Source organism: Pyxidicoccus fallax, from assembly GCF_012933655.1.
Lineage (GTDB): Bacteria > Myxococcota > Myxococcia > Myxococcales > Myxococcaceae > Myxococcus > Myxococcus fallax.
Genome location: NZ_JABBJJ010000153.1, coordinates 16,265 through 29,049, shown reverse-complemented (window position 1 = coordinate 29,049; position 12,785 = coordinate 16,265). Strand labels below are relative to the sequence as shown.

12 protein-coding genes and 1 other RNA gene are annotated in these 12,785 nt (G+C 62.4%); 9 read left to right on the top strand and 4 right to left on the bottom strand.

The features are described 5' to 3' along the window. A partial coding sequence (locus HG543_RS28530; RefSeq protein WP_169348042.1) for a M16 family metallopeptidase occupies window positions 1–814 on the bottom strand: 814 nt, incomplete at its 3' end. A 238-nt stretch (window positions 815–1,052) separates the two neighbouring features. Between HG543_RS28530 and ssrA the strand changes: the two genes are divergently transcribed. The 3 genes from ssrA (at window position 1,053) to HG543_RS28515 (ending at window position 3,480) form a co-directional block, all read left to right on the top strand. Further along, window positions 1,053–1,418, top strand: a transfer-messenger RNA (tmRNA) gene (gene ssrA / locus HG543_RS28525). Between the two features lie 338 nt (window positions 1,419–1,756). Further along, entirely contained in the window at window positions 1,757–2,107 is a 351-nt protein-coding gene (locus HG543_RS28520) for a hypothetical protein (protein WP_169348041.1), read from the top strand. Window positions 2,108–2,463: 356 nt separating this feature from the next. Beyond that, on the top strand, window positions 2,464–3,480 hold the full coding sequence (locus HG543_RS28515; RefSeq protein ID WP_169348040.1) for a helix-turn-helix transcriptional regulator: 1,017 nt from the start codon (window positions 2,464–2,466) through the stop codon (window positions 3,478–3,480). 10 nt (window positions 3,481–3,490) lie between these two features. Here HG543_RS28515 and HG543_RS28510 read toward each other — a convergent pair whose 3' ends face one another. After that, window positions 3,491–4,618 carry an oxygenase MpaB family protein gene (locus HG543_RS28510; protein WP_169348039.1) on the bottom strand — a complete coding sequence of 376 codons (1,128 nt, stop codon included), beginning with the start codon at window positions 4,616–4,618 and terminating at the stop codon, window positions 3,491–3,493. Between the two features lie 3 nt (window positions 4,619–4,621). Continuing rightward, on the bottom strand, window positions 4,622–5,503 hold the full coding sequence (locus HG543_RS28505) for a hypothetical protein (RefSeq protein ID WP_169348038.1): 882 nt from the start codon (window positions 5,501–5,503) through the stop codon (window positions 4,622–4,624). A 204-nt stretch (window positions 5,504–5,707) separates the two neighbouring features. On the opposite strand from HG543_RS28505, the gene HG543_RS28500 reads away from it, so the two are divergent. From HG543_RS28500 to HG543_RS28480, 5 genes are all read left to right on the top strand, one after another. Further along, window positions 5,708–7,747, top strand: coding sequence for a CHAT domain-containing protein (locus tag HG543_RS28500; protein ID WP_169348037.1), 2,040 nt, complete (start codon window positions 5,708–5,710; stop codon window positions 7,745–7,747). Between the two features lie 126 nt (window positions 7,748–7,873). After that, window positions 7,874–8,944, top strand: coding sequence for a nucleotidyltransferase domain-containing protein (locus HG543_RS28495; RefSeq protein WP_169348036.1), 1,071 nt, complete (start codon window positions 7,874–7,876; stop codon window positions 8,942–8,944). A 44-nt stretch (window positions 8,945–8,988) separates the two neighbouring features. Continuing rightward, window positions 8,989–10,719 carry a ThiF family adenylyltransferase gene (locus HG543_RS28490; protein WP_169348035.1) on the top strand — a complete coding sequence of 577 codons (1,731 nt, stop codon included), beginning with the start codon at window positions 8,989–8,991 and terminating at the stop codon, window positions 10,717–10,719. Beyond that, the gene (locus tag HG543_RS57045; protein WP_366934939.1) at window positions 10,716–11,255 is read left to right on the top strand and encodes a Mov34/MPN/PAD-1 family protein; all 540 of its coding nucleotides are present in this window, start codon (window positions 10,716–10,718) and stop codon (window positions 11,253–11,255) included. Before HG543_RS28490 ends, HG543_RS57045 begins: the two co-directional genes overlap by 4 nt. A gap of 371 nt (window positions 11,256–11,626) precedes the next feature. Next, on the top strand, window positions 11,627–11,881 hold the full coding sequence (locus HG543_RS28480) for a hypothetical protein (protein WP_211194230.1): 255 nt from the start codon (window positions 11,627–11,629) through the stop codon (window positions 11,879–11,881). Between the two features lie 97 nt (window positions 11,882–11,978). Here the strand turns inward: HG543_RS28480 and HG543_RS56480 are convergent, their stop codons facing one another. Continuing rightward, on the bottom strand, window positions 11,979–12,110 hold the full coding sequence (locus HG543_RS56480) for a hypothetical protein (RefSeq protein ID WP_281404471.1): 132 nt from the start codon (window positions 12,108–12,110) through the stop codon (window positions 11,979–11,981). Between HG543_RS56480 and HG543_RS28475 the strand changes: the two genes are divergently transcribed. Beyond that, on the top strand, window positions 12,109–12,576 hold the full coding sequence (locus tag HG543_RS28475) for a hypothetical protein (RefSeq protein WP_169348033.1): 468 nt from the start codon (window positions 12,109–12,111) through the stop codon (window positions 12,574–12,576). The two genes, HG543_RS56480 and HG543_RS28475, sit on opposite strands and share 2 nt — an antisense overlap. Window positions 12,577–12,785: the final 209 nt, after the last annotated feature.

Below are 12,785 nucleotides of genomic sequence, written 5' to 3'. Positions count from 1 at the left end.
GCTGGGTGGGCTGCGGCCAGTCGATGTGCGCGTTGCGCGGGCCGGACTGGGCGGGCTCGGAGGGGACGTTGACGGTGGCGGCCTTGCGGTTCCAGGGGCCGTAGTGCTGGCGGACGAGCTGCATGACCTTCTCGTCGTCGAAGTCGCCGACGATGAAGAGCATGGTGTTGTCGGGGGTGTACCAGCGCTCGAAGAATGTCTTGCTGTACTCATAGGCCTGGGGCATCGCCTTGATGTCCTCGTAGAAGCCCATGGTGGTGTGGCGGTAGGTGTGGCGGGTGAAGGCGGCGGCGTTGAGCTCCTCCTCCATCTTGAGGAACGGCGCGGCGGCGTTCTTGTGGTACTCGCCGAGCACGGCGAGCGCTTCCGTCTGGAAGGCGGGCTCGGCGTACTCGAGGTTCTGGAAGCGGTCGGCCTCGATTTCGATGAGCTGCGGGAGGCCGGCGGCGGGACCGTAGGAGTAGTAGACGGTGACGTCGTCCGAGGTGAACGCGTTGTCGTCGAAGCCGAAGGTGCCCATGACGCGCTCACGGGTGCCCTCGGGGTTCTTCTTCGTGCCCTTGAACATCATGTGCTCGAAGAAGTGGGCGAAGCCGGTCTTGCCGGGCTCCACCTCGTTGCGCGAGCCGACGCGGACGACGGTGAGGTACGCGATGATTCCCTGGGACGGGTAGGGGACGCGCACGACGGTGAGGCCGTTGGGCAGGCGGTCCGTCTTGAGGGTGTAGGGGAAGGAGGCGGAGGGGCCGGACTGGGCGGCGGCCGGGAGGGCGGTGCCCAGCAGGAGCAGGAGGAGGGTGAGCAGTCGTCTCATTCGGGTTCCTCGTGGCCGGGAGACAGACCCGGCGGGGAGGCGACCCTACGACGGCCCGGTCGTTGGGGGTGCGGGGAGTGACGGGAGTGTCCGGAGGCGTGCGCCAAAGTGCGGGGCGGCACGGTCAGGAGGATTGACGGACCCCCGTCAGCGGTTAATGTGAGGTGGCGCGGTTGAAGTGGACCGCGCGGCAGTGGCAGTCGTGGTGAAGGTTGGTCGCAGTGGCAGTGAACCTACCGGGGGCGACCTGGTTTCGACGGGGGTATTGAAGTTCGAGACGCGTGCCGAGCTTGTCAGGTAGCTCGTAAATCCAACCCGGCAAAGACACAAAAGCCAACGACAACGTTGAGCTCGCGCTGGCTGCCTAAAAACAGTTTCTAGTGCGCGGTCCCCCAGCTCTCGGCCCGTGGGGTTGGGACGGACCGTCATAATGCGGGCTGGCTGCCGAGGGTGCCTGGACCCGAGGTGGCGAGACCTTTCCAGGACCGGCTCGGAGTATCCCGTCCGTGGGAGACTCCGGGACGTAGCAAATCGCGGACTACGCACGTAGGGTCGAAGAGCGGAAGACTTTCGGACGCGGGTTCGATTCCCGCCGCCTCCACATTCAGAAGCCCAGCAACCTCACCGGGTTGCTGGGCTTTTTCTTTGGCCTCATGTGCCCTCGGTGTGCCTCTCTGGTGTCTCTGGCAGGCTGTTGAGGAAGTCGTGGGATGCCGAAGCAGCAAGCGACGATGTTAAGCCTAATGACGCCCGGGGAGCGCGTTGCGAAGGACCACCCACTTCGGCGGGTGAAGGACATGGCCGATGCGGCCCTGGCGGCGTTGTCCCCAATGGAAGCGAAGCTACTCGCTCAATGAGTTGATGGAGAACCGGCATGGGATTCTCATCGACCTGCGCCTACTGGAGGCCACAGGGACCGCGGAACGAGATGCGTCCATTGGCATGCTGCACAAGACCGTGCCAGGAACGAGACGCGTCACGGCGGGGACTGACAAGGGCTACGACACAAAGGATTTCGTGGCCGAATGTCGGCACTTGGTCGTCACGCCCCATGTCGCGCAGAACCTCAGCGCTCGACATCGTTCGGCCATCGCCGCACGCACCACTGGCACCGAGGGCTACGGCCTGAGCCAGCGAGCCCGGAAACGAATCGAGGAGATTGGGGGCTGGATGAGGACGGTGGGCAACTTTCGCAAGACGCGCCTCCGAGGGCGGGAGAGGACGCTGATGGGCACCTATTTCGTCGGGGCTGCCTACAACCTGATGCAGATGGCTCGCTTGGCGGCTGCGTAGGGCGCAAGGACTGCCCGCCACTACAAGCGACCATCTCAAAATGGTCGCGAGAGTGAGGCAGGCGCTCTCTCGGGCTCCCCGCGCAGATTTTCTTCAACAGGCTGCAAGAGGACACTCTGAGTTCGCTGATAGGGGCCAGCAATAAGCCGGGGCGTTTCTGGCCCATGAACGAGGGCCAGTTACCACCCGCCATGGTGGAGGATGAGAACACCATCATCGCGCCAGGCGGTCCCCCTAATTAGGCTCTCCTCTTGTTCCTTCAACTCTACCCCGTTGGGGGTAGCCGATCCCCACTTGGGTCAAGCCACGCCGACGCCCGGCTGTCGTATAATTGAGGTCTGCTAGGGGGCAGTTGCATGGCCAAAGCTGACCTATTGAGCATCGTGGAGGCCGCCTACTGCGTGGATCTGGAGGACGCCGCGTGGTTGGCGGGGCTTGCGGAGGCAGTGCTTCCTCATCTCGACGACGGTTTCGGAGTGGCCGCTTTCGAGTTCTACCAACTGGGAGATGGCCTGCCGAAGGTGGTGCAACGGTGCCATCTAGGCATTCCGGACAAGCTCGCCGCGATTTACCCGACCATCTTCCAGACCATGGATCCCGAAATCCGCCAACGGCCCTTCCGCATGGGGCCCTGCATCACCGGCAGCCAGATGATGGGTATGCGGCGGGAATTCTTGGATGAACCGCACATGAAGCGGTACGCCCAGAAGTTCGGGATGTACGACTCCTTCTGGATCACCGCCGCCGAGCCTTCTGGACGGGGCTGTGGGTTTCATGCGGGCCGGTCTCGGCTCACCCGGGCGTCGGCGGCGCAGGTGCGGCAATGGGGACGTATCGCAGCACACCTCTCCACCGCCGTTCGCTTGAGACACGCGCTGAAGGGGCTTCCGGCGGGGCAGGCCGGCGCCGAACCCGAAGCCATCTTCGACTCCAGCGGCAAGATCCATGACGCGACCGGGGAAGCGCGAAGCGAGCACGCCCGCGACCTTTTGCGGCACGCGGTGCTGATGCTTGAGAAGTCGCGGGGGCCCCTCCGGACAAAGGACCCGGAGAAATCACTGGCGATCAGGAAGGCGCTCGTGGCCGGACGCTGGTCGCTGGTAGACCAGATAGAGCAGAACGGCACGCGCTACATCGTCGCGCGCCAGAATGAGCCCACCGCACCCGGTCCGGCGCTATTGAGCAAGCGGGAGAAGGAAATCGTCGGGTACGCTCAACTCGGGCACCATGACAAGCTGATCGCCTATGAATTGGGAATCGCTCCCTCGACGGTGCGCGTGCTCTTGGGACGGGCGAAGGAGAAACTGGGTGTCCGCAGCCGGAAGGAGTTGCTAGAAGTCTGCCGTAGCGCGGCTCGTGCCAAAGCAGATTGACGCAACAACGCTACCGGTCCGCATGCAGGCCCCAACCCCCCCTGAAGGTCGGCGGTACCTCGAAGGGAGTATCCGCATCCGGGCGCTTGTGGAGAATCATGCGCTGGGCGAACTGCTTGGCCACCCAGCTGCGACGTCGTCGCGCCCCCGGAACCCAGTCCAGCCAGCGCAGGATCATCCTCTTCTGGGCCGCCCTGACCGTCACAAGCCAATTCGTCCAGTCCGCCTTCGGGAGTTCCAGCGCTGCGGCCACGTTCTTTCCAAAGACCGTATCTTGGAGAAAGAAATGGGTAAGGCTCGCGGCATAACCCGGGACAGGGAACAGCGTCTGCACCGAACTCAGCAACTGCGCCGCCAATTGACGTCCTTCGGGCGTGGGGCGAACTTGGCGTGCGCCTATCCGCACCGCCAGGAGGGTCGCCTCCTCCTCACTTGAGGGCAGGAGCGAGGGGTCCACTCCAAGGAGACGCCCCACCGCAGACCATGCCGTGATGTAAGCGTCTGCTTCCGCCGATGTCACCCTCGCCCCCATTCGCCTAAGCCCGTGCAAGGTGGCGATGGAGAAGGTCAGCAACGTTCCAGCCTGATCCTCCTGATTGATCGGCCCCCCCCATTCCGCGCGCCAAGGGTTGGCGGCGTCCAACTGGACGCGCCGTCGCACGAGCGCATGAATCAGCCGGACTTTGCGCGTTGCGAGCCAACCCACCCGTCCTTCCTCTAATTCACCGGGCTGCATGACATTCACAACCATCTGCGCCGTGTCGCAGAGACGACGGATGGGATCGTCTTTTAGCCGGCGTGAACGATAAACTACTTGGACGCCGTTGCCCGCGGCGTAAGCCAGAGGCAGGGAATATGAGCCCAGGATCATGAGCACCTCCGGTCCATAGAGTTCGAAGAGGTGCTGCCCTCTGGCGATAACGTCCCGATCCACGAGGTCGATCTTGGGCAGCGCTAACAGGTAGCGACGCACCAATGGATCGGCCTCTGGCATCCGCTGGGTGCGAAACAACTCCCGCAGCAAGCGATCCAGCGACTCCGGGCCTTGAGTCACGGCATGCTCGGCGACCAACTCGTCCACGCCAGGGTCACCAACGCTCCGCATCCCGTCCAGCCATTCACTGCTCGCGTTGAACATGAACTACTCCTTCGGAACCACCACGAGTTCGATGCCGTGCCGCTTGGCGAGTGCGCCAACCCCTCCATCCGTCACCACGTAGAGCGCATTCTCGCGAGGCTCGGTCCCCCGGATGGGCTCCGGCGCCTGTGGCAGCAGATCGATGATCTGCTGGACGCACTCCCGTTCACTCAACCCACGCTTGAACCGTCCGGCGGCATCCATCCAGGTAGTCATCCAGAGGAAGGCCCTCTCGTGGAAGTCCTCGTCGTCGTACGTTAGGTGCAACTCGCGCTGGAGCCCTTGAAGTTGCACGGAGGGTTCCTCGCGCTTCGCCAGGAGCTCTTTCAGCAACTCGCCCATCCGCCAGTAGGCCTGTTTAGCGGTCAGCTCCAACGTTGCCGCGAGCTCAAAGAAGGCGCGCGCATTCATCGTGTCGAGTTCCCGCGCGAAGGACGGCACGGCTCCTGGGGCGATCGCAGCACCGGCCATGAGAAAGAGTCGGGCAAGGGTCTGGCCCAAGCTCGGCCGCGCCGGCGTCAGCCTGCACAGCATCCGACCCTCGACCTCACCGATGACCTGAAGCCACGCGGGAGACAACGGCCCGTTCCCGAGGCTCATCAGCCCGGAGGCTAGGCGCGCACGTGTCAACTCCTTGTGTTTCGCCTCCTGTTGCCAGATCTCCGTCAACGTATCCCAGGCCGCGCGCTCCGCCCCACTCTCCGAGTTGGGGAGACGCTCATGGCGTTGAGCCTCGCTATACACGTAGTACACGAGCGCCTCTCGGCGCGCCGCGATCTCGAGCCAGGCGCGCAACTCGCCCTCTGGATCTCCGATGAACTTCCGCCTGTACTCCGCGGCGAGCACGTTCGTCTCGGCGACGATCTTGGAACTCAGTCCGTTCATGACACTCTCAAAATAAACAACGGGAGAAGCAATGTCCCGTCAGCCATTTCAGGAAATTGTTTACGCTCCCGCGTAAACATCATTCAGGTAGCGTGCTGTCGCCTTCGTGCCCAAGATTCGTCGTGAATTCTTCTGGCACGAACCCGCACGACGTTGCGCCAAGACTCGACTCAAGCCCTGAAACCAGTTCCTCACGCGCACTCCATGAACAGCTACAAAGATTTTCACCTACGCTTCACGCAGAGCGGGGCGGATTCGTACCGGGTCGCCGTGGATTCAGCTTCTGTCGGTAGCGCCAGCGCGCCTACGTCGCTGCACCTTCCGCTGTCTCGCTTACGGGAACTGCGATGCCAGATTCAGGCCGCATTGATGCAGTCGAGAGCACGTGACGCTGAAATTGACGATGGGCTCAAGCGACTCGGCGAGGAATTGTACGAGGCAATCTGCCCATCGGGCCAAGTACGCGAGGTTCTGACGCTCTCGCTTGGCAGCGTGCTCTTCTCGTCCGATGAGCAACAACAACGGCTTCGCTTCTTCCTGCACTTCGACCCTTGTAACTCAGAACTCGCGTGGCTCGCCGAGTTTCCCTGGGATGTCTTGTGGATGCCGCCCGTCTCCATGAGTCACCCTGCGGCATTGGACCATCGTCTCTCAATCGTCCGCGCACTAGACGTGAGACAGCCGTCTCAGCCCCGGGCGTTTGTTCGACCTTGGCGAGTGTTGCTGATTCGCGCTGGAGCGCGAGGGTATGGAGGTCTCCAGCTTGCGTCGGAGCAGACCAGCATCATTGATGCTTTGTCAGGCAACGCTGACGTCCAATGCGAGTCTTTAGACATGCCCACCCGGCAGGAATTGCGGCGCAAGCTCCGCGACTTCAGCCCTCATATGCTTCATTTCATGGGGCACGGCAAGGTGGATGAGAACACCGGGAACGGGTGGGTCTACCTGCGGGATGAGAAGGGTGCCCCCGCCCTGCTGCGCGCGCAAGACATCGCAGAGCTCTTCAGCGGTTGCCCCGCTCCGGGCCTGGTGGTCCTCAACACGTGCCAGTCGGCGCGCGGGACGTTGTCGATCAGTGGCCACGGAAGCGTCGCTGGAGCGCTGGTCTCCCAGGGGGTCGCCGCGGTCATCGCCATGCAGTTCTCGATCTCCGATCGGGCGGCGATGGCTTTTACCGAGGAGTTCTACACCTTCCTCGCGAAGGGGGTCCCGATCGATGACGCGGTCACCGAAGGCCGGTTGGCCATACGGTCGAAAGTGCCAGACTCATTCGAATGGTGCACCCCGGCCCTGTACATGCGCGCCGGGGCAGCGGGAGTGCTGATCCAGCCGCCACTGTCGAACTCGTCGGCTCAGACGGAAGAGAGCGGTGGCCGGGCCCAGGACAGGCGCCCCCCCTTCAGCGAGCCGCCGCCCGCGCCGGTTCCATCGAAACGGCCGCTCATCTTCATCCGCCACGAGGCCTACAAGAAGGTAACCGAACAGCCCCGGCAGGCCGATGCGCCCACGCTCTTCGCGGGTCGGGAGCCTCGCATCGTATCCATCGACCAGACGGTGGGGCTGGAACAGCGCGACTGGAGGAACCTGGAGGCGGAGGTAAAACGGCTGGCGGCGCGAGATGGCGACCTCCGGCGTACCTTCAATGAGCAGGATGCCGATATCGGTTATTACGGCTTCCCGTTCGTGCCATTGGCGGTGCTAGCGGGATACTTGGCCAAGAATCGCCAAGTGCACGTTTTCGAATACGTCTCGGACCGGTTCCAGTGGGGTTCCGAATCGGCCACCCCATCTCCGCCATTAAACGTGGACGTGCAGACACAAGGGACTGGTAATGCCGCCCGGATTCGCGTTTCGGTGTCTGCGCTCGTTAGCCTGGATGACTGTCGGCACGTGCTTCCTGACTCGGACGTAATGTTGGACCTGCATTTCTCGCTCGTGACGACAGGGCGGGGCAGCGTGCGGCGCGAAGAGCAACTCAAGGCCTACGTGCAGGTGATTCGCGAGACGCTCAACAAGCATATCACCTCGAACCGGGACCCGGATCGCCGTCCGGAGAGCGTGCACCTCTTCGCTGCCGTCCCCGTAAGCCTAGCCTTCTACCTAGGAGACACGCTCACTGCGAGCTGGTTGCCGGAGTGCTTCATCTACAACTACGGCCTTCCCTCGGAGCGACCCCGCTACAAGTGGCGGCTCAATCTACAGGCGGCATTCGAGGGTCGGCGTTCCATCAAGATCTTCAAATAACGAGGAGGGTGAAGGCCCAGCGAATGCGCACACGGTGATGGTTGACATTGTGCGTCCAAACGCCTGGCTGCTGGCAGATCCCGCAGTCCGTCTACCTATTTATCCATCCGACGAGGAGAGCTGAACATGGCCAACATCCAGACGCAGATCGAGCAGTTCGACAGCAACATCCGACTCAAACGGTTCGACGAGAATAAGATGCTCCGTGAGAAGCGTGACGCCATCCTGAACCGGCTCCGCGAAAAGTTCGCTGCACAGCGACGGGAGGGCGAAGACATTCCCAGCTTCGATCCCCTCAATCAGGGTAGCTATCAGATGGGCACGGGCATCCAGCCCGCAGATGGTGACTACGACATCGACGTAGGCTTGCGCTTCAACTGCTCCAAAACGGAATACCCGAATCCGGTGGCCTTGAAGATCAAGGTTGCGGATGCGTTGGAGGGTCACACCGAGATCGGAACGGACATCCGCCGCTCCTGTGTCACTGTGTACTACAAGCTCGACGGTGAGCAGGCCTACCATGTCGACCTCGCCGTCTACACCTATGACGATCCTGAGAGCCCAGACCGGAAACTCTTTTTGGCCAAGGGTAAGCGCAATGCCGCCGAGAACGACCGTTCGTGGGAGGAATCCGACCCCATCGGGCTCGGCAAGTGGGTCGAGAACCGCTTCTCGATGGATGACGAGCAGCAGCAGTTCTTGAGGGTGATCCGCGCGCTCAAGCGCTGGAAGACGGAAAAGTTCAAGACGGACGGGAACAATGCCCCTTCGGGGATCGGCCTCACGGTCGCTGCAGGCATGTGGTTCTCGCCTCGTCTCACTCGTGACGACTTCGCCAAGAAGACCACCTTCAATGATCTCGAGGCGATGCAGGCCTTCGTTATGCTGCTGATTAATCGGTTCCAACAAGTTGGTTCAAAGGAGGACGGCTCCCAGCTATACCGGCTTTCGGTAAATGTCCCGGTCGCCCCTAGAAAAGACATCTTCACACGCATGACCGACGGGCAGATGACGACCTTCCGAGAGCGCCTGATGCAACTCCGGGACCGACTCGCGGAAGTAGCGAAGGAGTCGGATCCAGTCGTCGCCTGCAAGCTGATGCGGAAAGAGTTCGGCGAGGAGTTCCCTGTCCCTGACAAGGACGACACCGGGCAGCCCCGAGGCCGTGCCATCTCCTCTGGAGGAGTCTCAGCCTGACTCACATGATGCGCTCTCCCGAGACTCTGCCAGTTCAGGACCACATGAGCCTCCTCGAGCACCTCGTTCATACCTCTCTGCTCGAAGAGGCTCATATCCTGCCTCCCACGCAAGCGTTGATGTGGAGGAAAGCTCGAAACGTGGAGAGCGCGGCGGGCGGACGCATGACCATTGAGGGACATGCGATCCAACTGCGTGTTGGCCTGACGCGCTCATTTCCGCTGCACCTGCCAGAGATCGCCATCGAGAGCGTTATTCCTCCGCTCGAACTCCCTCATGTCTCTAGTGATGGCAAGCTCTGCTTCGAATCAGAGGCTAACCTCCTGCTCGACCGTCGTGACTCCTGGCACATCATCCAGGAATCCGTGGAGCGGGTCAGAAGACTACTCCGCACTCTCCTCACTGGCAGAAACACAGGGAAGCTTGCCGAGGAGTTCGCGCAGGAAGCCGTTGCCTACTGGCGTCACCTGGCGGACAGCCGCATCGGCTGCGTCGTCGACGCGAATGATCACCCGCACCCCACTACTGTGCTCTTCTACAAGGGAACGCTCTCGGCCGTCGCGGACAACCCTGAAGTCTATGGCCAGTCGCTAGCACGGCGGAGTTCCAGCGGCGCGACCCACCGCAATGCAATCTATGTTCCGATTGATCCTGTCGCTGCAAATCCAGCATTCAATCCTAAAGAGTTGGCGACCCTCGAAGGACTCCGGAAGTACGTGGGTGCGCTGCCTGAGCAGGATCGGCGCACCCTGGCGAGACTGTTGGCACGCCTCGATAAGAGCGAAGAATTCGTGGTGCTCGGGGTGCGTCGTCCACAAGGCGACCGCGCCCTCCTGGGTGTCAATCTCGAGGAGATTCAAGGGAGCCATCCGCTAAGAGATGAACAGTCTCGGGGACGGGTCCGCCCTGTCGAACTCCTGCGACGAGACCGAGCTTTCCTTGCACCTCGTGGTGGAGCCAGCACGAAGCTTCATGAGCGGCGTGTCCTTATCGCTGGATGTGGTGCCGTGGGAGGATACTTGGCGCTAATCCTCGCACGCGCGGGCGTTGGCCAAATCTCGCTGCTCGATCCGGACCGGTTCGGCATGGAGAACGCGTACCGGCATGTGTGCGGAATGGCCTGGGAGCACGAGCCGAAGGTGAAAGGGCTGAAGCAGGAGATTGAACGCCTCGTCCCCTACGTCACAGTGGCTCCCTACCAGATGCGGATCGAAAGATTCCTCGTGGAGAAGCCCGACGTGCTGCGAGACCAAGATCTCGTCATCTCCGCCTTGGGCGAGCCCACGATCGAACTGCACCTAAATGAATGGATCTGGTCATCCGCCACGCACCCTCCCGTAATCTTCGCGTGGCTAGAGCCTCTTGGGCTTGGAGGACATGCGCTCGTGACCCATGTCCACAGGGCAGACACCCCCGCCCGCGGTTGTCTCGAGTGTCTCTACCACCGCGTTCATCCCGATGCTCCACTGGAGAATCGAGCCGCCTTCGCGGCTCCGGGAGAAATATACACGGGAGACATGCTCGGCTGCGGAAGTGCGCATCTCCCCTTCGCGGATCTCGATGCCCAACGCACGGCCGAGGCGGCCGGACGCCTCGCGCTACGCGTGCTGCGGCACAAGATCGAGAGTGCCCCGCTCATCTCATGGAAGGGGGATCCTTCGACATTCCTGCAAGCAGGCTTCGAGGTCACGCCCCGCTTCAGAGCTCTCTCCGGCGAGTTCAGCGAGGATGGGCTCACGTACCTTCGATCCGACTGCCCGGTATGCACTAAATGACCCCTAGTAAGGAGCTCGTGTTCTGCCGCATGGACGGCACCCGTGTGAAGCTCGATCCGGCAGCGCTCTCGCAGATGCTTGCATTCCGGCAGACACGTACCTGTCATCCCGAAGCAGGCGGAGTACTGCTGGGCCGCTACATCGTGGGCTGTCGGGACGTAGTGGTCGATGAGGTGACAATCCCTATGGCAGGGGACTGGCGCCTGCCCTTCTTCTTCCGTCGGAGCCACTCACGCCACCAGCAGGTGATCGATGCACGATGGGCAGCCTCAAGGGGCACCTGCCAGTACCTGGGCGAGTGGCACACTCACCCGGAACCCATCCCAGGCCCCTCTTCTACTGACATCGCCGATTGGCGCCGCCGTCTGCGAACCGACCGCTTCGACGGAGATTCGCTGCTCTTCATTATCGTCGGAATCCGCGAAGTACGAGTCTGGGAAGGATCTCGGGGAGACCGGGCCTTCACCCTGCTTCAACCTGCTGGCGGGACGGAGCTGGCCCGCGGAGATAGCAGAGGAGGAGGCTCTGTACCGTGAGCTGATCCTGGGCCGCTGCTGGACCGGATACTGGCGGGGCTCAACCAGATGGTGGGTGAAACGAGCTGGCAGCTCTCGCACGGTGAACGGAACCAGCTTTTCATCGCCCGGGCCCTGCTCCAGCGAGCGGAGGGGATCGTTTTGAACGAGAGCTTCGCGGCGCTGGATCCCGACACGCTCCGCACAGATTGCCAGTGGACCTGATGCTGCAGCCGCCTAGGTGAGGCTGCCCACCCGGCTCACTCCGGCGACGGTGGCGAGTCTGTGTGCCGACCAAGCAGGCCGCAACCCCGGGGGGTAGCAAACTCCGCTCTTCGGATCGAACGATCAGCCATCTTTCACCATGAGGTGAGAACAGAAGGAGGACTAACGTGACACTGTTTTATGTGACGTACGACCTGCGGGCGCCTGGGAAGAACTACGAGTCACTGTGGGGCCGCCTCGCCGCACTGGGCGCCAAGCGCGTCCTCGAGTCCGTGTGGGCGGTCTCCGTGACCGGCACCGCTACCGACGTCTACAACCACTTGGTGCCATACATCGACAACAACGACCGACTCTTGGTCGTCAACAGCGCCGACTCCACTTGGACTGGGAGGACGGTGCTGGCCGACCCGCGCACGGTATAGGCGTGAGCCACACAGCCCATCCGTGATGAAGCACGCGCCCTCAATGGCGCATCTCCCCTCGGCTAGCTCGGCAGCCGATCCCGGGACGCCCCAAGGCTCACGTGGGTGTCGCCGCCACGTACACGGTATCATCGACGACTTTGATGCTATCGGCCGGAATCCCGGACTCGAGCACGTTGAATTCAATGGCCACGCCGCCCAGCGCGCATCCAGGCATGATGTGTTTCATGCCCACCGCTCGACTCGAAAACCTCGTCCGGGAGACGACCTTCGCGGAGTTCCACTCGCACCTCCACCTTCACTGGTGGGAGCCGGAGCTCGAGGAGTTCGATCTCTCGAATGGACCTCCTCCCGGCCCGGTCCGCATCATCGACGGGGGCGTCAACGGTTCCGGAGACATCGACATGGGCAACGGCCTCTATGTCGTTCTGGTCGACGGTCCTCTCGAATCGTCTGTCCTCCTCCACCTGTGGACCGACAGGTATCTCCCCGGGCTCGTTATCGTCCGGGGAGACCTCCAGGCGCGGACGCTCTCGTTCGGCAACGGGGCGCGAGCCTTCGTCGAAGGCTCGGTCTTCGTGGGCGACTGGCTCTTCGGACAGTACGGGTACCACAACGCCGTCCTCAGTGCCATGGGCGGACTCCGGGCAAGGGCGACCTTCCTCGGTTCGTACGCCCAAATCCACGCAGACTGAGGCGTGCAGTCCTTGCTCTACGCGCCGGGCAATATCTGGGAGACGCTGGAGCCGAACATCGGGAACGAAGGGGAGGGGAACGGAGCAGGCTTCTTCGACCCCAGCGGTGCTCACCGCTATGGCGACCTCGACTTCAAACTGGCCATCAAGGCCGCCCGCGAAGGTCGGCCCCGTTCCTGCCCGACGTCAAGAAGCGATTACCCGCTCGG